This is a genomic window from Leifsonia sp. T36S-04 (genome assembly GCF_042465655.1).
In the GTDB taxonomy this organism is placed as follows: domain Bacteria; phylum Actinomycetota; class Actinomycetes; order Actinomycetales; family Microbacteriaceae; genus Leifsonia.
On the sequence record NZ_CP146286.1, the window covers coordinates 3561587 to 3580412 of the forward strand.

General features: G+C 62.4%; 16 protein-coding genes and 1 tRNA gene. 10 read left to right on the top strand and 7 right to left on the bottom strand.

Annotation, left to right across the window (positions count from 1 at the left end; all coding sequences use genetic code 11):
- The first annotated feature begins 20 nt into the window (after positions 1 to 20).
- From P3F85_RS17435 to P3F85_RS17460, 6 genes are all read left to right on the top strand, one after another.
- Positions 21 to 1010, top strand: coding sequence for a LacI family DNA-binding transcriptional regulator (locus P3F85_RS17435; protein WP_374009106.1), 990 nt, complete (start codon positions 21 to 23; stop codon positions 1008 to 1010).
- The gene (locus P3F85_RS17440; RefSeq protein WP_374009107.1) at positions 1010 to 1798 is read left to right on the top strand and encodes an HAD-IIB family hydrolase; all 789 of its coding nucleotides are present in this window, start codon (positions 1010 to 1012) and stop codon (positions 1796 to 1798) included. Before P3F85_RS17435 ends, P3F85_RS17440 begins: the two co-directional genes overlap by 1 nt.
- A 48-nt stretch (positions 1799 to 1846) precedes the next feature.
- Complete coding sequence (locus tag P3F85_RS17445) at positions 1847 to 2254, top strand: GNAT family N-acetyltransferase (RefSeq protein WP_374009108.1); 408 nt, start codon at positions 1847 to 1849, stop codon at positions 2252 to 2254.
- A gap of 9 nt (positions 2255 to 2263) precedes the next feature.
- Positions 2264 to 2587 (top strand): hypothetical protein, encoded by a 324-nt coding sequence (locus P3F85_RS17450; RefSeq protein ID WP_374009109.1) that lies wholly within the window; start codon positions 2264 to 2266, stop codon positions 2585 to 2587.
- A gap of 5 nt (positions 2588 to 2592) precedes the next feature.
- Positions 2593 to 3231 carry a DUF2510 domain-containing protein gene (locus P3F85_RS17455; protein WP_374009110.1) on the top strand — a complete coding sequence of 213 codons (639 nt, stop codon included), beginning with the start codon at positions 2593 to 2595 and terminating at the stop codon, positions 3229 to 3231.
- A gap of 70 nt (positions 3232 to 3301) precedes the next feature.
- Positions 3302 to 3391: transfer RNA gene (locus P3F85_RS17460), tRNA-Ser, on the top strand.
- Between the two features lie 46 nt (positions 3392 to 3437).
- Here P3F85_RS17460 and P3F85_RS17465 read toward each other — a convergent pair.
- From P3F85_RS17465 to P3F85_RS17475, 3 genes are read right to left on the bottom strand one after another with little or no spacing between them, the layout of a single operon-like run.
- The gene (locus tag P3F85_RS17465) at positions 3438 to 4562 is read right to left on the bottom strand and encodes a tyrosine-type recombinase/integrase (RefSeq protein WP_374009111.1); all 1125 of its coding nucleotides are present in this window, start codon (positions 4560 to 4562) and stop codon (positions 3438 to 3440) included.
- Positions 4562 to 4828 (bottom strand): helix-turn-helix transcriptional regulator, encoded by a 267-nt coding sequence (locus tag P3F85_RS17470; protein ID WP_374010965.1) that lies wholly within the window; start codon positions 4826 to 4828, stop codon positions 4562 to 4564. The genes P3F85_RS17465 and P3F85_RS17470 overlap by 1 nt, the downstream gene beginning before the upstream one ends.
- 34 nt (positions 4829 to 4862) lie before the next feature.
- The gene (locus P3F85_RS17475; RefSeq protein ID WP_374009112.1) at positions 4863 to 5195 is read right to left on the bottom strand and encodes a hypothetical protein; all 333 of its coding nucleotides are present in this window, start codon (positions 5193 to 5195) and stop codon (positions 4863 to 4865) included.
- 256 nt (positions 5196 to 5451) lie between these two features.
- Between P3F85_RS17475 and P3F85_RS17480 the strand changes: the two genes are divergently transcribed.
- Both P3F85_RS17480 and P3F85_RS17485 read left to right on the top strand, forming a co-directional pair.
- Positions 5452 to 6186 (top strand): helix-turn-helix domain-containing protein, encoded by a 735-nt coding sequence (locus P3F85_RS17480; RefSeq protein WP_374009113.1) that lies wholly within the window; start codon positions 5452 to 5454, stop codon positions 6184 to 6186.
- Positions 6187 to 6190: 4 nt separating this feature from the next.
- The gene (locus P3F85_RS17485; RefSeq protein ID WP_374009114.1) at positions 6191 to 6661 is read left to right on the top strand and encodes an NUDIX hydrolase; all 471 of its coding nucleotides are present in this window, start codon (positions 6191 to 6193) and stop codon (positions 6659 to 6661) included.
- Here the strand turns inward: P3F85_RS17485 and P3F85_RS17490 are convergent.
- On the bottom strand, positions 6649 to 7224 hold the full coding sequence (locus P3F85_RS17490; RefSeq protein ID WP_374009115.1) for an HD domain-containing protein: 576 nt from the start codon (positions 7222 to 7224) through the stop codon (positions 6649 to 6651). The genes P3F85_RS17485 and P3F85_RS17490 overlap by 13 nt on opposite strands.
- Before the next feature lie 592 nt (positions 7225 to 7816).
- Between P3F85_RS17490 and P3F85_RS17495 the strand changes: the two genes are divergently transcribed.
- Positions 7817 to 10036 carry a hypothetical protein gene (locus P3F85_RS17495; RefSeq protein WP_374009116.1) on the top strand — a complete coding sequence of 740 codons (2220 nt, stop codon included), beginning with the start codon at positions 7817 to 7819 and terminating at the stop codon, positions 10034 to 10036.
- A 29-nt stretch (positions 10037 to 10065) separates the two neighbouring features.
- Here the strand turns inward: P3F85_RS17495 and P3F85_RS17500 are convergent, their stop codons facing one another.
- The 3 genes from P3F85_RS17500 to P3F85_RS17510 form a co-directional block, all read right to left on the bottom strand.
- Entirely contained in the window at positions 10066 to 10707 is a 642-nt protein-coding gene (locus tag P3F85_RS17500) for a hypothetical protein (RefSeq protein ID WP_374009117.1), read from the bottom strand.
- 531 nt (positions 10708 to 11238) lie between these two features.
- On the bottom strand, positions 11239 to 13824 hold the full coding sequence (locus tag P3F85_RS17505) for an AAA family ATPase (protein WP_374009118.1): 2586 nt from the start codon (positions 13822 to 13824) through the stop codon (positions 11239 to 11241).
- Between the two features lie 674 nt (positions 13825 to 14498).
- On the bottom strand, positions 14499 to 14774 hold the full coding sequence (locus P3F85_RS17510; protein ID WP_374009119.1) for a hypothetical protein: 276 nt from the start codon (positions 14772 to 14774) through the stop codon (positions 14499 to 14501).
- 1086 nt (positions 14775 to 15860) lie between these two features.
- Here P3F85_RS17510 and P3F85_RS17515 point away from each other — a divergent pair.
- A complete protein-coding gene (locus P3F85_RS17515; protein ID WP_374009120.1) occupies positions 15861 to 18785 on the top strand; it encodes a right-handed parallel beta-helix repeat-containing protein in 2925 nt (974 codons plus the stop codon).
- The last annotated feature ends 41 nt before the right edge of the window (positions 18786 to 18826 follow it).

Here is an 18826-nt window from a genome sequence, read left to right on the forward strand (position 1 = left end):
GTCGCATCACCATCTCGGACGTGGCCGCCAGAGCCCAGGTGTCGAAGAGTGCCGTCTCATTCGTGTTCAACGGTCGTCGCGGACTCAGCGAGGCGACGACAGACCGCATTCTCCGGGCGGCCCGTGAACTCGGCTGGAATCCGAGCGCCCGGGCCAGAGCGTTATCGCGCAACCGGCTGCGGAGCGTCGGGCTGGTGCTCCGGAGGGACGGCATCGCCGGGCCCGCGGGTTCCGACCTCGTCGGTTTCCTCGACGGGGTCGGAGCTGCACTCGCCACGACAGCGACCGCCCTCGTCGTCCGGGTCGCCGCATCCCGAGCGGACGAGAAGGAGATCTATGCCGGTTTCGTCCGCGACTCGCAGGTCGACGGGGTTCTGGTGAGCGGACTTCGGACAGATGACGACAGGCCGGAGCTGCTCTCCCGGCTCGGCCTGCCGTTCGTCCCCACCGACCACGAGGCAACGGCGGAGGGCGGCGACATGGGAACACGCGACGCGCTGCGTCACCTGGCCGAGGCCGGCCATCGGCGCGTCGCTCTCATCGGAGTGGGTTCCCTCGTCTGCTCCGAACGGCGGAGACAGGCTTTCACAGAGCAGTCGAGAGCACTCGGGCTGAACGGACGAGTCATCCTTCTCGCCGGCTCCACCCCGCTCGCGGCCGCCGCCACCACCGAACGGTTGCTCGAACGGCACGTGCCGACTGCGATCCTGTACGACACAGACCTCCTGGCGGTCGCGGGGATGGCTGCCGCCCGGCGTCGTGGCGTAGCGGTTCCGGAGGATCTCTCGATCGTCGCGCTCGACGATGGCCCGGCCGCTCTCCTCAGCGACCCCCAGCTCACGGCCGTGCGCCGGGATGCCGAGGGGTGCGGACGAGCGAGCGCACGACGCTTGCTGGTGTTGATCGGCGGCGGCGACCGCCCTGATGTCGTGATCCACTCTCCCGAACTCGTGGTGCGTCGCAGCACCGGGCCCGTGCCGTGGCCCCGAATCACAGAAAGGCCCACCTGATGCCTGGACTCATTGCTTTCGACCTGGATGACACCCTCGCGCCGTCCAAGTCGCCGCTGGATCCCCGGATGGCCGACCTGCTCCGGCGGCTGCTCGACGTGTGCGAGGTCTGCGTGATCTCGGGAGGCAGCTTCGTGCAGTTCCGGGACCAGGTGATCTCCCGCCTACCCGCCGCCGCCCGGCTCGACCGCCTCCACCTCATGCCGACGTGCGGGACGCAGTACTACCGCTGGGACGGTGAGAAGTGGCAGCTCGTGTACGCCGAGAATCTCAGCGACGGCGAGAGAGCCGAGGCGCTCGCCGTCGTAAAGGAGGAAGCACTGCGGCTGGGGCTCTGGGAACACGACACCTGGGGGCCGGTGCTCGAGGACCGTGGGTCGCAGATCACCTTCTCGGCTCTCGGGCAGTCAGCTCCGATCGCGGAGAAGGCGGCCTGGGACCCCGACGGCAGCCGACGGATCCGCCTCCGCTCAGCGGTGCAGGACCGGCTCCCCGGTCTGGAGGTCCGGGCGGGCGGCTCGACGAGCATCGACATCACCCGCTATGGCGTGGACAAGGCCTACGGGATGACGAAGCTGGCGTCGGTGAGCGGGATCCCGTTCGCCGAGATGTTGTTCGTCGGAGACCGGCTCGACCCCGACGGCAACGACTACCCGGTGGTGGCGCTCGGTGTCGCCACCCGGGCTGTGCGGAACTGGATGGAGACGGCCGATCTGATCGAAGACCTCGTTAGCCGCAGCGTACTTCGCACTCGGGGTGCCAATGCCCTCACGCGGGATGGAGAATGAGCGTGTCGTACTGCTCCGCTCCCGCCGCTGAAGAAGAGGACGAACGTGATGGATGAGAACTCCGACGGAATCGAATACCCGGACGAGGCGGGGTACCCCGACGGCGCCGGCTTCCTCAGCGAGAACCAGCAAGCCCTCGTCGAGGAGGTGCAGGCTCCCCAGCCGAGCCAGGCGGGCATCGACTTCTTCGTCGTGGACAACGAGGCCGAGCGGACGTACGAGGCCATCAGCGGCGACACCCTGATCGGCGGCATCACCTACGAGCGCAGCGACGATGCCATCACGCTCATCGCGACCTCCGTGTTTCCGGAGTTCCGCCACCAGGGCGTCTCGTCGGAGCTGATCCGCCGCGTCCTCGACCTGCTGCGCACCGACGGCAGGAGGGTCATCGTGAGCTGCCCGGTGGTGCGCGCGTTCGTGAGGCACCACCCGGAGTACCGCGAGCTGATGGGGTAGGGTCGCCGCATGACCGACAGCCCCGTACCCTCGTTCGAACTGCTCGCCGCCGGCCTGCTGGAGGACCCGGATCTCGACGTGTCCGTGACCGCGACCGGCCTGCACGTGCACGGTCGACTGTTCGCGTACCTCGACGGCACCGAACTCGCCATCGACCTGCCGAAGGACCGCGCCGCCGACCTCGTGAGCCGTGGCGTCGCCACCCCGGTCCCGGCCGGTCGAAGCGAGGCGAAGGGTGCCTGGGTGCGCATCGCGGACGCCGAGGACTGGCCGGAGCTCGCCTCCGAGTCCCACCAGTTCGTCGGCGAGCCGGCGGTCGGCAGGGAGTCCTGACCCCCGTGTCGAACGCTTCGGCGCCGGTGCCGGGCTGGTATCCGGACCCGCAGCGGTCCGCCGCCCTGCGCTGGTGGGATGGCGTCCGCTGGACCGAGCACGTCTCGCCCGCGCCCGGCGGGGCCCCTCGGTCGCCGTATGCTCCCGCCCCGCGCCGGCAGCTGCCTGCGGAGACGCCGGTGTACACCGTGTGGATCTGGCTGGTCGCGGTGCTGCCGCTGATCAGCAGCCTCCTGGTCTTCCTGCTGCACCCGCAGCCGGTGTTCCGCGGGGTGCCGGGCTCGTCGACCGTCGTGATCACCGACCCCTTCGCCCTGCTGGGCGGCCCGATGTACTTCGTCGTGGTGGGGATCGGCTGGCTCCTGACCGCGGCAGGCATCGTTTTCTCGTGGCTCGACTACCGCGAACTGACCCGCCGGGGAGTCGAGCGCCCGTTCCACTGGGCGTGGTCGTTCCTCGGGATCGTCTACACGATCGGGCGCAGCATCGTCGTGCGCGGGGTGGCGGCGGGCCGCGGTCTCGCTCCGCTCTGGGTGGCGATCGCCGTCTACATCGCGAGCTTCGCGATCGGGGTCACCTGGTCGATCTTGCTCGTCGCGCAGATCCTGGGCACGGTGTCGGACAACGTCCCGCTCGGCACCTGAGAGCCCCGTGTTCGAAGCGCCGGGCCCCGTCCGTTATGATGGAGGCTGTGCGTCCGCTCGCGGTCGCGCTGGAGACGTCGCATAGTTCGGCCTAGTGCACCACCCTGCTAAGGTGGAGTGCCCGTCAAGGGCACCGTGGGTTCAAATCCCACCGTCTCCGCAACAAAAGTGCTGATAGGCGACGGTTTCTACAGCTTCGTAGCGCACTAGTCGAGGCCTTTCAAGCTTTCAGGAACGGCTCCCCAGGACAGTGCTGGGACAGCAGGCGTGTCCAGAAGTGCGAGAGCTGCCCGGTTGGCATCAATGCCGAGGACATGAGCGTAGGTGGACAGCAGCACTGTCGGGTTCTTGTGCCCTGACCACTCGGCGGCAGTCTTGACGTCTACGCCGCGAAGCAACCAATACGAAATTGCGAAGTGTCGTAGCGCGTGGATCGTGAGTCCGCGGCACGTTGTCGCATTCCAATGCACCTGGCGGCGGAACAGGTTTCCTCTCAACTGCTTCCCCGTCTTCGAACGGAACAGGTGTGCTCCGGGAGAAACGCCTTCAACTCGAGAGGCCACGATCTCTAAGGCCCGCGGACGCAGAGGAATCGTTCGGGACCGTACCTCGCCGGAGTTGCTCTTCAGTGTCTTTTCGGCGTAGCCATCTGATTGTGCTCGCCATACATGTAACGCCGGCATCGGAATCTGCGCCACATCTTCAACGCGTAACGCCCTCAGTTCTGACCACCGCAGGCCGGTGAGCCCGAGAAATTCAGTCACTTCGGCCATTGCAGGGTTAACTACCCGCTGTGCCTCGATGGTTCTCGACATCTCTTCGGGCGTCCATGTATCCGCTTTGGGTCGCGAAGGGAGGCCGACAACCACAGGCATACGAGCGCCCCGGACGGGATTTGCAGGTGCGAAGTGTTCTGAGACGGCGTACTCGAATAGAGCAGAGAGGGTGACTCTCATCCGAGTAACGGTCGAACGCGCGAATCCGTCAGCCAGCAGACCTGCTAGAAGGTCGTGTACGTCGGATGCGGTGATCGTGGATACCGGTCGACGCAGCCACGTCGAAGGCACGTGGCGAAGGTTGTCCGAGTCGGTGCGCCACGTGTGCGGAGAAACGCGCGTCTGCCTGGCGTTGAGAAACCGAGCTATCAACCCGGCGACAGGAAGCAGCGACAGGGAAGGGGAGGGAATCCCTCCCAGCGAGAGAACGCGGTACTGCTCCTTCTCCCAGGCTTGAGCGTCCGCCTTTCGCTCGAATGATCGAGTGCCCACCACTTCGTGGTTCAGGAAGACGCGCACACGATACTTGCCTGATGGGCGCTTATCGATTGCCATTACGGCATCACCACATGGGAACCCGTCAGCTCCTCGACGTCAGCTAGCCGGTAACGACGTATCCGTGGCGTGAGGTTCACCGGGCTCAGGGGACAAGTCCCTTGATCGACCAAGCGCGCGAGTGTGGTCCGGTCGATTCGGAGTATCGCTGCCGTCTCTGCTTCTGTCAGCAGTAATGGTGCAACGGTATTCGCGTTGCTCCGACCCTGGCCCTTTCTGCTGTTCATGTCGACTCCATCTGTTCCTACTTTGGTCCTCGCGCTCATGTCGTTGGCGATCAATCACTGAATATGACTCGAGTCATCGACATTTGGGCGCCAGCGCTTCCAACTCGCAACGCGCGGCCTCGAGGCAGAGCGCGATCTGTTGCGCTTGCTCTGCAGCCCTTCGCACCAGGCAGGCAATAAGTCGTTCGCGAACGGATGTCGGGGAGACCTCGTCTTCACGGAGCGACCGCTCGAACCCTTTTGCCAATCGACTCAGCACCTCGCCGAAGTTGTAGCCGCCGGCAGCCTCGAGATTCGCAACGATGTCGTACAGCTCGTGCGCCGGAATAGGCCTCCCGGTAACTGTCACGCTCAAGTGATGCATCCCGTCGAACAAGTCGATGCCGATCTCTCTTGTACTGCGCATCAGCACTCCCGGTTTCCGGAGCTGAACGCGGGGAATAGCGCTTCGTCGATGTTGCTCAGATGCATGTCCTATTTCCTCTGTCTCGTTGCAGGTGGCGCCGCCGGTTGGTGAGCACAACAGTTAGTGCACACGGCCGAATCTGCCAGTGGAAGGCCAGACGAGTGTCAGAATGTGTCAGAGGTTGCAGGCAAGATCTGGTTTGGGGAGCCTCATGACTGTGATTCAAAGAGCGGCTGGCGTCGGAACCGGGCGCCTCTTGGCCGAGCAGATGGATAAGCAGCGGATCAGCATCCGTGACCTCGCTTCGCGCGCGGGATGCGACGAGCGCACCGTTCAACGCGCGATCAGGGGCGAGACCACGCCCAAGACTCGGATTGCCGAAGAGATCGCTGCGGCCCTCGGGGTCACCGCTGAGGATCTATGGCCACGTTTCGGCATTCGACACGCCATTCACGACGCGACCATCGAAGTCCGATTGTTCCCGTCGCGGGCCCACGTCCCAATCGATCTGTGGCGCGAGATGTTCGAGGCTGCCACCGAACGCATCGACATCTGCGTCTACGGCGGCACCTTCCTTTGGGACGCGCTTCATGGGTTCACCCGCATCATCAAAGACGCGGCGGCGCGCGGCACGAAGATTCGTTTTGCAGTTGGCGCACCGGATTCAGAGGGTGTCCTGCAGCGCGGTTCGGAGGAGAGGATCGGCGACGCACTTGCCGCGCGTTGCAGAATGACTCTTGTCCACCTCGAGCCGCTCGGTGTCGTCGACGGCGTTGAAATTCGCACGCATGGCACGCCTCTCTACACCTCGATGTTCTTTATCGACGACATGCTCTACGCCAACCACCACATCTTCGGCTCCCCGGCCGGAGAGAACCCCGTGATCGAGCTACCCAGAGAGGCCGAGCCCGAACTGTGGGACACGTATGCGGTCGCGTTCGACGCCGTATGGAGCAGCGCAAGGCCGGCCGAGTTCCCGATCGAAAGCTGAAGCAGTGGCGCGAATCGACTACTATAACGACCCTGACGCGCCGAAGGCGAACAGCGTTGTGCCCTCAACCACGGCAGTCGTACTTGACGACAAAGGACGCATCGCCCTCGTACATCGAAAAGACAACGGCCTCTGGGCATTGCCCGGGGGCGGCATGGAACTCGGCGAAAGCATCGAGGACTGCGCTGTGCGCGAAGTCAAGGAAGAGACTGGCCTCGACGTGGAGCTCACCGGCCTCGTTGGCATCTACACGAACCCTCATCACGTCATGAAGTACGACGATGGAGAAGTGCGGCAGCAGTTCTCGATCTGCTACACGACCAAGCTGATCGGCGGCGAGCTTGCCTTCGATTCAGAGTCGACGGAAATCGCATGGATCGAGCCCATGGAGATCGGCGATCTGCCGATGCACCCGTCGATGAGGCTACGGATCGACCACTACCTCGAACGACGTGATGTGCCCTACCTTGGCTGAGTAGCGCCAGCGGGCGCCAACCGAAGTTGCTGCTCGATTCGAGCAACCGTGGCAAGCAACTCGGCAGAGGATCGCGAGACCGCAGCATGAACCGGATCATCGGTCGAATAGCGAGAAAGAATCTCTGATACGCGCGTCTCGGCGTCGATTGGTGTCCCATCTGGCGCCGTTGTCATGTCCGCGTATGTCACCACGTCAAGGACGACACCGGGTGGACGATCGAATTCCCCCAGCTCGGCATCAAGCCCGCGCTCGATTGCTTCGGCACTGGCTCCCGAGTGGTGAGCGATGAGCGACACAACCAGATCGGGCATACCAGCCGACTTGGCGAATCTCGCACCGTCTACAGGATGAAAACCCGTCGTTGCGATACTCGGTGCGTAGCCAACGTCATGTAGCCACGCCGCGGCAACGACCGCGTCGGCGTCTCTTGCGAGAAGCCTTGGGGCGATATAGGACGCAGTTCTCGCGACGCCAAGGACGTGCGCCCAGCGCTGGGGCATGGCAACAGCCAAACGCTCGCTCGCGAGTGTTCGAGCTCGGTCGACCAGATCCTTGTTCATCGCTACTTAGCGTAGGCGCATCGCGTGGACCCGTGACCGGCAGTCACCCGAGCTATGTGGCTGCACCTTCGCATGGCATGACCTGCGCCGGATGCGACGCTTCGATTGCTCGAGTGGCGAGGCTGAGGTTCTACCATTGAACTACACTCGCGCGGCCCGGAACCCAGTAAAACACTGGGAAGTAAGGCTGCCGCCCAGACTACCCGTTCAATGGTTTTTGGCCAAACTCACCGTTTACTCACCGCTTTGGGATTTGGTGTGTCTTCGGGCGGTGGCAAGACGACGCAAGAGAACTGCTGATTCAGCTTGCGGCGGGTATGTCGCGGGCTCGTGATTGAGTTTCTTCATGGGCCGGAGTCGGAGACGCAAGAAGAGCAAGAACAATGGTCGGACGCGTAGCACTGCTCCACATCCGCGGGCGCGTCATGAACAGGACCTCCACACTCACACGATTGCGGAATCGTTGGCGTCGCATCTCGGGCTCATGCGCGAACTATTGACGACCGAAGACCCACTCGAGGAGGCCGATCGTCGAATTGGTGTGGAGCTATCAGATCTGGAGATTCGGCTTGGACATCACAAGCCTCAGCGAGTGATCGAACTTGCGCGTCTTGCCTGTCTTCCTTGGGGCATGGCGGGCATGATCAAGCCAGACACCGAGGGAGGACCTGCCAAGGCTGAACTACTTGCACTAATAGCCCTGACTATGGCCGGTGGGGATGACGACGGCTCTGCCGCCGAAGAGGTTCCCAATTCGCTCTACGAAGAGGCGCACGAATGGGCCGACGCTGTTGGGCGGCTAATTTCACTCAGCCAAGCGCGTCATCTTCTCGAGGTCCGAAGTCAGGCGCCCACTAGCATCGACCGTATCGCCATGTTTGCGCGGACCCGTGAGGTGTGGCTGAGAAGTACGTCATACCCGGACATGCTCGAGAAGACACAAAACGCGCTCTTGGGACACGGGCCGACGGCCATTGCCTTAGCCGAGAAGCTAGGCTTCGATGCGTCTGACGCGCTCGCCGTCCTTAACGGACTCCATCAAATTCAAGTCGATGAGATGAATGAGCGAATGGAAGCGGGCTTTGGCCGCCTGGCAGACGCCGCTCAAGCCGGTGTCACATCTGTCGATAGTGAAACGGTAAAGCAAGTGCGGGAGTCGTGGAACCTCGCGTGGCAACCAACCGCTGACCGCGTAGCTGTCTCTCCAGCGGCGGTCGCCGAATCCGTCGGCCGGGACGTTGTGCTCGTGAAGAACGTACTCGAATGGTTTTCCGTGGAGATCCAGGGCCTCGATGCCCGCTCGGTTCTCAACGACTTTGTGGGTGGAGATAACCCACTTAGAACTAACCCTGTTGTGCGCGCCGAGAACGACCGATACATGCTCGTACATGACGCACTTGTGCTTCCTGCAATCCGCGAAAACCTGGAACAGATGCTGAAGACGCTTCCCGTGTGGGAGGAGTACCAGAAGTGGCGAGGTGATCTCCTCGAGCAGCTAGGACGGGAAGCGCTAAGCCAGCTGATTCCGGGCAGCGAGGTCTATTCGGCGTTCGAGTACTTTGTGCCGGCGGAGGGCCAAGATCCAGATACCGAGCCTGCTAGGTATGCGAAGAAGGTCGAGGGTGATCTCCTTTTCGTTCTCGATGACGTGGCCGTGATTGTCGAAGCAAAGGCAGTCGCGATCACTCCTGCAGCGCGGGCAGGTGAGACGCGCAGACTCCGCCGAAATCTGATTGACATCATTACGAAGGCCTCCGACCAGGCAAGCAGACTGCAGGATCGCATCGAGGGAGATGGCGGGGTTCGCATCCACGGCGAGGGCTGGATTGATCTTTCCGACGTTCGTGAGATCCATACGGTTGCACTCAGCCTCGAGGACCTTTCCGGCGTCGCTACGGCGACGGCGGACCTCGTTGAAGCGGGTTTGCTCGACGCGGCGCACATTCCCTGGGTCCTATCCATTCACGACCTACAAGTGATCACTCAATTGGTCGACAGGCCCGCGGAGTTCCTGCTTTATCTTCGACGTCGTCGCGATCCTGAAGTGTCGCTGGCATATGTTTCTCCTGACGAATTGGACCTCTTTCTTTATTTTTTTGAGGAAGGCCTCTACGTCGCTCCCGACCCGGCGGTCATGTCAGCAGAACTCCCTTACATGTCGGCTCCGCGACCGGGTGACATTCGTCGGAGGGCCAAGCAAGGGCGTTCGATCATCAGCAGCAGAACAGACGCCCTCGATTCATGGCACTATGCACAACTCGATCCTGAACTGCCAGAAGCGCATAAGCCGGTTCTAAATGGAAGCCCGATGACCGCGATGGCAGATGAGCTCAAGGATCGTGGCTTTTACGGGTGGCTTAGCGCGGGAGCCACGTTGCTTTCAGGGTCTACGAAAGCTCAAGCGGACTTCTCCCGAATTCCGCGAACCTTGCTGGCAAATCCTCGCAGCGATGGTGGAGAACGGTCACAGACCGTCCCGATCGGGAGTAGGCGAAGCGACGCTTGGTTACTTGTCTGGATGACACGGCCGTCCGCACGCGCGCTGGAGGATGTTGTCGACCATGCGCGCCAGTACCTTCGCGCCAAGAAGTATCAGTTCAAGCTCAACCGGGGTGTGGTCTTCGTTTACGACGAGGGTTCCAAGCTGCTCGTCGACATGGTTTACGACGGGGCCTACCCGATACCCGACCCCGAAATGGATTGGGCAATCGTCGGCCTACGGCCGGTCGACAAGGTTTCTAGCCCGCCCCCTCCGAAGGCTAAGCATCGAGGCGGTGCCTCTGCCAATCGGAAGCGCAAACGTAAACGCTGACGCCGATCTTTCCGATTCGGTGCCGCGCATTAGCCGACGTGCACTCCTGCGAGCGCGAGAGCGGTCTGTGTGACCCAGACCGTTCCGATTACCAATGCGACCGTCAGCCAGGCTGGCGATGTCAAGACGAGAACCCATTTGATCGCGATCGAACCTAGCTGAGGCGGCTTCCACGGCTGCATCGTGAATCGAATCGCGCGCGATACCGCTCCCACTCTGCCGTCTGGCCCCAACCGCCAAATGTCGAGAGTGATTCCGGCCCCGAACCACAACCCGGCGAGTGCAACTGCAAGAAGGAACACCGTTTTTAGGAGACTCCCGGCTTGGCCAATGTGAAGGCCCGCAGAATCAGACTGGACCTGCGCACCGACCAGCGCGCCGACGAATGAGGAAACGCAGAGCAGCGCCGCCGCCCATAGAAACTTGGCGAGTGTTTCGATTCGGCCGATCAGATGACTTCGCTCTCGGAGGGGCTGGAGGGGTAGGGCTGCGAAAAGTACGGCCAGAGCCACAAGTACTGTCGCGCCCAGCCAGCCGCGGCCGAAATCGAGCACCCAATCCCCTGGAGCGAAGATGGCGGCCAGAGTCACGGAGAGTGCAAGAACAGTGAGCACTGGGCCTGGAGTCAGCAACGTTTGCCACATAGCCTTGCTCGATTGCTCAGTTCCCATCCCCGCTCCTTGTTCGAATTCGGCCAGTCATCAAAATAGACGAGGCCACAGACGTGGCCGCGTCGGTCCGGGTGATGAACAGAGCCTTCGCGCCGGGGGTATCTGGCAGACTAGTCGAGTGGAACGCGAGCCACCCGCACCGATGCCGTTTGGGGCGTCGGGCGAAGAAGCAATAGAACTGAGCCGTCGATGGATGGTCTTTCTTGGCGCATTCGACGTGGTCGTTGCGAGGAACGGTGAGCGACAACTCTGTGACCTATACAGCCGTCTCTATCTAGCCTGGGTAGCCGATGAGCGTGGCAACGTTGATGTAGCCGCGGTAGACCGTGCGGCAGCGGTCGCGACAGCGGATGGCCGGCTACCGCTGGTGTTCCTGCCCGGCGGCGTTCGACCGATCGCCAGAGAGCGTGCTGATGCACTCGGCGTCGCTCTACTCCGCTATCGCGCAAACGACGGAGCGCTTGAAGGCGTAAACACCCTCGGCAGGCAACTCCGTACAGACGGTCTAACGACCGGCTGACGCGAGCCCATTCAGTGGGAGGGGGAGGAGGCCTCGACGCTCGGGCGGCCTGCGTCAAGGACGGGACCCGCAGCTGCTTGAGCAGCACGGCTGAGTTCGGCTCGCGCAGCGGCTCGGGAGGCTTCAAGCGTCTCTTCAATGGTTCCTCGCTGCATCACCTCGACCAGCTGAGACTTCGCGGACGCTTCAGTCGGTGCCACGACGATGACTGAATTGTCGATTTTGCCGCGCGTGAGCCCCACGTAGAGCCCGGCCGCATCTACGCCCGGACCGACAAGGGAAAGGTCGGTAGTCTCGCCTTGGACGCCGTACACGGTAGACGCGTATCCGAGATGCAGATGTGAGCCGGCGTACTCGTGGCTGATGTTCCGAAGATCTGTCGAGTCAGTCGTCGAGACGAGTACCACCTTCTCGGCGGTGATCTTCTTCACGATCCAGCTCTGACGATTCTGCACATCTGTGGCACCGTCGTTGCGACGTGTCTGAACCACGTCCCCGACGAAGATCGCTTGACCTGACTGGCCAACCGCGCAGCTGTTGGTCTTGATCGTCCCGCCCGCGATTCGGCGAGCCTGGATGCCTTCGCCTACTGCTTGGGCCTCGGCATGAGTCGCCGTCACGAGTGCGATCGACTTTCCGATCTGGCGCGCGTCAAACCAGCTCTCGATCATTGCTTCGCGCGCAGCCGCGTCACTGTCCGTGAGCACAACGTGTCCGGTGTCGACAAGCTCATCTGCGACACCTGCCGCGATGTCCTTGTTACGCGGGTCTCGAAGGCGGAGGGTGAGATCCGCCCACTCCGGATCCTTGTATCGATGAATAGTGGTGAGCTCGACCTGGTCGGCGGCGTACCGCCAGAAGAGCGCCATTGCGCCCGAGTGCCCAACCGGGAGCGCTTGGCGTTCGTCGCCGACGAGCGCCACTCCTGCGCCGGTTCGGGTCAGAACGTCGACGAGGGAGGTAGCAGCTTCGAGGTCGAGCATGCCGGCCTCATCAACGACGATCCGATCCCCAGGTCGGATCCTGATCCGAGGACCTGCATAAGTTCCTCCCGTTACTGGATCGAGGTCTCCAATGTTCAGACGTGTCCAGGTCGTTGCTCCTGTCTCGCCCGTTGACCAGCGCCAGCCGTAGTCAAAGAGAAGTTGGTGGAGTGACGATGCCGCGCTTTGAGTCTCGCGACCGGCGACGTCTGATGCCTTCTTCGTCGGGGCAACGATGATCATGTTTCGACCGTGGCGGCGCAGAGCAGCACCGGCCACCTTGAGCATCGTGGTCTTTCCTGTACCCGCGGCTCCGGAAATGACGACAGTACGCGAGGTTCCCGCGATTGCTGTTGCGCCGTCGACTTGACCGTCGTCAATTGAGCGACTCGGCTCTACGATCCCAGCGATAGCCTTGACTTCGTCTGGATGCATCGTCGTTCCCGTTACGGAGAGGGCTTCGACCCTGTGAGCCAGAACGGCCTTGAGTGTTGCAGTGCTGGTCGCCATGAGGCTCTTGATGTGGTCCGGAACCTGTGAGTCCGACAGCATCGTGACAGTGAGAGTCCGCTGCGCTACCGCGGAGACCTCGGTGACGACAGAGTCTAGGTCGTTCCGGCTAGTCACGACGCCGCTCGCGGCTATGGCGCGGAGCGCGCCCGCCCGCACATCCATCACGCTGAATCGGCCGCCGGTTCCGGTCGAACGAGCGTCAGCGTCGACGACAGCCTTAGCGGCGAGCAACTCGAGGTCGAGCTCCGCTACCGAGGCGTGCGCAATTTCGACGGGGCTGCGCAATTGACGGACCGTGGGATCAGCAATCGCGAGTTCTTGACGGATGAGCCCGGACCAGTCATCCTCGTCCAGGTTGCCAGGCTTGTTCGGTCGACCGGCAGCCCAAGCCCACCGGTCGATCTGGTTCAGCACATCATGCGACGGTTCCTGGCCGGGGTGCTGTTGCTTCCACCGGGCGGTGCGGGCGATCTTGTTGGCTTCGATCTGAGCGGACCGTTTCGACAGTGGACGCACCAGGTGCTGCAGCTGGGCGATCTCCCCGTCGTCTTTGAGAGTGAATCCTTTAGCGGCGAGAGCGGAGATCCAGGCTGGGTCGGTGCGGGAGGCGAGGTCGCCTTCGGCGTTGATAACGTTCTGGAACCGCAACGCCACCCGAGTGTCGATGTTGGACCATTTGCCGTCCTGGCCTTGGACTTTGACATTGAGCCACAGGTGGCGGTGCTTGTGCGGGTCCCGGGAGCGCGAGCGTTCGTGGCGGAGTTCGACGACTTCGATCCGCGCGAGGTCTTCGCGGATGGAGCCGCCTTTGCCGCGTCGGGCGTTGAGGTCGGACTGCCACAGCTTGATGATCCGGTCGCGAAGACGGTCTTGGAGATCTTCATACGCAGCGGCCAACTCGGGGTCGAGCATGGCGGCGACCGAGAACGACTTCGGAGCATTGATCGTCGCATCCAAGATCAGATCCGCTACCGGCGATTCCAGGTCACGGCCGCGTCGCTCCCCGCTGAGCGGATCGAGCCCATCCACCCAATCCTTGAGCTGATCCTTGCTTAGTAAATCGTCGCGGATGGCACCGTTCTCGACGATGTACCGGGACATGACCGCGTCGGCGTAGCCGGCGGCGGCAATCGCACCGTCAGCCGTCTTAGCCGTGAGGGTGGCGTCGCAGACGCCGGAGAAGGCGTAGTTGACTGCTTGCTTGACCCCGTGGGATGCCTGTCCCCGCTTCCATCTGGCTACTCCGCCTCGCACCTGCACTCACCTCCCTCGGCTTCGGAATGAGGGCAGTCCTGGTCTCAATTCGAAAAGACTCCCTCTACTTAGAACTTCCGGTTCCAAGGTGGTTTTGGCGCGCAAAGGGCCCAAATGTCCGAAACCCGCTAGAAGATCGTCGGGATCGGGCAGTTTCTTCTCGTCGTGAGCCGTATCAACAGACCACGCGATCATCGTCCGCCCAATCACCGACGCGGCCTTGAGACGACTCCAGCTCAGCTCGTTCGATCGTGCGGTAGCAGTGGTGCACAAGGGACGTGCAGGCGGTTTCTGCTGTGAACCCGGCGAGCCTTTCGGCGCAGTCGACGGCGAACTGCGCCGTGGTGCAGTCCCCGAAAGCGATGCCCTCATACCTACACGTTGTGTTTGCCAGGCGGTTTTGACGCGCAAATCCGAAACTCGCAGGAACCGCTCACTCCCGACCAGATCCCGCGGCGGCCATTCCGGCTTCTCAACACGCCAAACAGCCCGGCCATGTGGCCGAGTCGACGGTCGCTGGGTCAGAGCTGTTCGAACTGCAGAGCGGGTTGACCCAGAGCGAGACGGGTGAGGTTGACGAAGGGCACACATGCCGCCTCCGCCGTGAGGGCTGCGAGCCAGCCGATCGCAGTGTGCGGGTCGGCGGCGATCGCCCATCCGTCCATCACGTAGGCGCTGACGGTCTCGATGCACTCCCGCTTCTCCGCTGCGTCCGGGTTTGAGGACCCTTCCACGCCGATGAGTCCGCCTTGCAGTTCCGGTGCCAAGTTGCTGGTGTCGATGATGAATACCCGCATCCCACTCACTCCCAAGGTCGATCGTTTTGAGCGCCTTTCCGGCGAGTGATCGAGAGCGAGCGGACGGTGAGCAGTGCCGGGACCGTGGAGTACCGGGGGAGCGCAGCGGAGGAGGATACGCCGCGAAAGCCCGGCACGGAGCACCGGGGAGGAAGCTACGATCGGGCGACGGAATGGCCCTCAATCCTCAGCAGCACTGCGCCGTGTGCGGCGTCCTCGACGATCGGCATGCGGTCATGAATGTGGCCCCGTCATCGTCACGGGTTACGACGCGGGGCCAGTACTCAGACACCCTGCATCGCCGTGTTGCACGGTCACAAGCAGACCCCGTTTTCCAGACGGATGAGTGTTGCGCGATGCGGATCGCTCGCCGTCGAATGCCGGGAAGATGGAGGCAACCGCGTCTACGCCGGTGCCCTCTGAATCCGGGGCTGGCGCAGGCCCTTCCACTTAAGTGCCTGCGTGCATTCGCTCTTGCCTCTTGGCCTATGGTCCTGATCTGCCTGGTCGTCGTGCGACGTCATTTCTCTTGTATTGTTTGACTTCGTTCTGTTCTGCCCTGAATTCTTCTTCCGGGTCGTCTTTCGTGCTTCGCGCCTTTTCCACCGCTCTCGGGCGAGCCCACTTCGTAGCGGTGTCGAGTGCGGCCGACTGGGCGTTAGAGACAGAAGAAACGTCGGGCTGCAGAGGGGCTTCCTCTGATGAAAGCGCGTCGATTCGCTGTGAAGTTTGGGCGGAATCCGTTGAGTGCAAGCCCGACTTTCTTGATGCCTCCTGAAATTCGCGGCGTAGTCTCGCGGAACTCACCGGCTTACGCAGAAGAATCGGGCAGTCGACCGTGTCCTCCTGCCCGATTTCCCCTGCTCGCCAACCGGTGCTTACATCGCGTCACCTTCCGGTCCGCCCTCCTCGAGCACGCTACAGGCGGGGGAGCCGTAAGAGCCATGACGGAAAAGCGGACGGAGAGGTCGGCTGAGCGTATTAATAGAACTCTTGTCCGCAGAATGAGTATGCGCTATTTTCTTCCCGACGGCGGGATCCACGCGCGGTGGCCTATGCCGAATCTCATCTCACGAAGGAGTGAATGTGTCGAATCCTGCACTCGAGAAGCCATCACCGTTCCGACATGTCTGGGTGATCGGCGTTGGAATCGCGGCTTTGGTCGCAATGCCTCTGGCAAGCTCCCCGCCGGCCTACGCGGGCGGTCCGTCGTCCCCGAGCGGGCAGCTCTCCGACTCTTTCGCCACGTCGTTCTACGTGAGCCCACATGGCAGCGATAGGAACAGCGGAGCCCGCCAGCATCCGTTCAAGTCGATCCAGCGTGCCCAAGAGGCGGCGAACAGTGTCAAAGCCGGGGCCCCCGGCGATGTCGGAATCATTCTTCGTGGCGGGGATTATCGTCTCGACAAGCCACTCACATTGACGGCAGACGATTCAGGTGCGGACGGTCATCAGATCGTCTACAAGAACTACGGTGGTGAAAAGGTATCGGTGTCGGGCGGAGAAGCAATCACCGGATGGAAGGTGGACAAGCGGCTCGGCTCCAACGTGATCTACAAGGCGGACGCCAAGGGCCTCGATTTCACCAATCTCTACGTTGATGACCGCCCCGCCACTATTGCCCGTTATCCCAACGCAGGCACTCAGAACCGCGTCACCGGCTGGGAAATCTCAACGGGCTCCCCGCAGGTCAAATCCTCGGAAGTGCCGCAATTCACCAACCTGCCGAGCAACCCTGCACGCATCCGCGTCCAAGCTCGGTGGATCGACATCGCGTTACCTATCGCTTCCATGAGCCAGGCGGGGGACACCACGACGATCACCGGAACCGACCCGGCCCGTCAGCCGGCCGAGAACATGGCTCCAGGGGTGCAGGGCGCTGGAAATCCGTACTACCTGGATAACGCCTACGAGTTTCTCGACGCACCCGGCGAGTGGTATCTGAACAAGGCCACCGACACTGTGTACTACGTGGCCCCCAAAACGCAGAGCATGGCGTCCACATCGGTCATCGCTCCCAAGCTCGAGCAGCTCGTGGATGTCCACGGGACTGTGGACAACCCGGTCCACGACATCACGTTCCAGGGCATAACTTTCGCGGACACCAGCTGGCGCGAAGCGATGGCCGATGGAGTGATGTGGGGTTCCTGGTCCAGCTTCCCCTCGTACGTCGACGGCAGTGGAGTGAAGCAGCCCGGATGGGCCCAAGCGCTCGCTAATCGCCCCCAAGCGGCCATCACGGTGCAGGATGCGAACCACATCACGCTCACCAGGAACACTGTCCACAACACAGGCGGCACCGGGATCTTCTTGCGGGAATCGCAGAACAACTCGATCGTGGGAAACACCCTCTACGACATCGGATATCACGGCATCCAAGTCGGGATGTTCCAGAACTATTCGTCGGACCAGTACCCCGGAGTCGACTATGAACATGGCACGCCGACGGATCCGCGTGTCGTCGAACGCGACGACACCATCTCCAACAACTACATCTCGCGTGTGGGCGCCAGCTATGTCGAAGGCATCGGAATCAAGCTCGGCTGGACCAGCAACACCGTCATCGAGCACAACAACATCTTCGACGTTCCTTACTCCGGCATGATGCTGGGGAACGGTAAGCCCAACAACGTCTCGGTGCTCGGCAATATCCAGGTGGAGTACAACGATGTGTCGCGGAACAACACGACGCTGTCCGACGGGGCGGCCATCTACGCCTACGCCAAGCACTCTCCCAAGACCCAGATCGTGGGTAACTATCTGCACGATGGGTGGTACTCCACGTACGAGGACAACTCGAACATCCTCGGGATCTACCTGGATGACGGAGCGAATGGGTTCAATGTGGTCGGAAACGTTGTGAGCAACGAGGTGAGCGGCTACATCAACGGCGGGGAGGCAGAGCACGTCGCGAACGGCGACACCTTCTCCGGAAATCAGCCCGCAGATGCCGCCACGATCGACAGCATCATCTCGAGCGCCGGAATGCAGCCTGCCTATCAGGACCAGCGCCTTGCTCCGACGGCGTCCCGCTTCCCCGGGACCATCCGTCTAGCCGAGGGCGACACTGCACCGCTGCAGGTGAAGTTCGCATACGCGCCGGGCTGGACCGTCTACTACACGACGGACGGAAGCACCCCGACGCGCAAGAGCCCCGTCGCCTCCGGCTACGTGAGCATCCCGCGAACCGCCGACACGACCTTCCGGGTGGTGGCGATCAACGGCCGCACCGGGCAGCGTTCGGAGGAGATCAGCGGCACCTACGTCATTCAGGGTGTCGTCTATTCCTACTCGTTCGACGGAGCGACCGCGCTCGCCCCGCTCATCGAAGGCCATCAGCGATCGACCTTCGTGCAACCGTCAACAGGCTGGCGCTGGAGCGCGTTCACGCCTAAGCCAGCCGACTATGATCCGACCACGCCTGCGCCGGGAATGGAATGGGCAAACCCGGATGAGACCTTGTATCTCGACACGGGAGCCGGCCCGCACATCCAATTCAGCGGGCGAGCAACGGGCAGCGGTAACACTGCCGGCGCCTACGCCTACTCGATCGTGTCATCGACCGGTTCCTCAACGACGTCCGACGGCTCACTCGACAACCTGCAGAACGCGGCGGTGGAAATCGGATCCGACGGTGGGCCCTGGCCCTATCTCCCCGGGACCGTGGACAAGGCTGGATCACCGTACCCGGAGAAGACCCGCCTCATGATGCGCGACGCTTCCGGCGTGTGGTATCTCTCGACCGCCGATACCGCGCCGGAGATCGTCAAAGCGGGCAACTTCACGTTCGATCCGATGAGCACACTCCATTGGCAGAAACTGGACGCTCCCAGCCAGGCGATCCTGAACGGTGCTCCGGACCCCGACGCCACGAAGGGCGCTATCTCCGTCGAATCTGCCTTGGTGACGCCGGACCTCTCTCATGTGACAGGAACCGGCCTGTATATCGATTCCACGGCGAACGAGACGTCGTTCCTGCGGTTCCGCGGAATGACATTCATCAAGCAGTAGGGGACGATCTCAAGGCGGTTGGGGGAGGGTACAGGCTCACC

Excerpts from the sequence above, each read along its gene's own strand:
- P3F85_RS17440 (WP_374009107.1), top strand. The coding sequence starts at position 1,010 with ATGCCTGGACTCATTGCTTTCGACCTGGATGACACCCTCGCGCCGTCC.
- P3F85_RS17445 (WP_374009108.1), top strand. The coding sequence starts at position 1,847 with ATGGATGAGAACTCCGACGGAATCGAATACCCGGACGAGGCGGGGTAC.
- P3F85_RS17450 (WP_374009109.1), top strand. The coding sequence starts at position 2,264 with ATGACCGACAGCCCCGTACCCTCGTTCGAACTGCTCGCCGCCGGCCTG.
- P3F85_RS17465 (WP_374009111.1), bottom strand. The coding sequence starts at position 4,562 with ATGGCAATCGATAAGCGCCCATCAGGCAAGTATCGTGTGCGCGTCTTC.
- P3F85_RS17470 (WP_374010965.1), bottom strand. The coding sequence starts at position 4,828 with ATGAGCGCGAGGACCAAAGTAGGAACAGATGGAGTCGACATGAACAGC.
- P3F85_RS17475 (WP_374009112.1), bottom strand. The coding sequence starts at position 5,195 with ATGCGCAGTACAAGAGAGATCGGCATCGACTTGTTCGACGGGATGCAT.
- P3F85_RS17490 (WP_374009115.1), bottom strand. The coding sequence starts at position 7,224 with ATGAACAAGGATCTGGTCGACCGAGCTCGAACACTCGCGAGCGAGCGT.
- P3F85_RS17500 (WP_374009117.1), bottom strand. The coding sequence starts at position 10,707 with ATGGGAACTGAGCAATCGAGCAAGGCTATGTGGCAAACGTTGCTGACT.
- P3F85_RS17505 (WP_374009118.1), bottom strand. The coding sequence starts at position 13,824 with ATGTCCCGGTACATCGTCGAGAACGGTGCCATCCGCGACGATTTACTA.
- P3F85_RS17510 (WP_374009119.1), bottom strand. The coding sequence starts at position 14,774 with ATGCGGGTATTCATCATCGACACCAGCAACTTGGCACCGGAACTGCAA.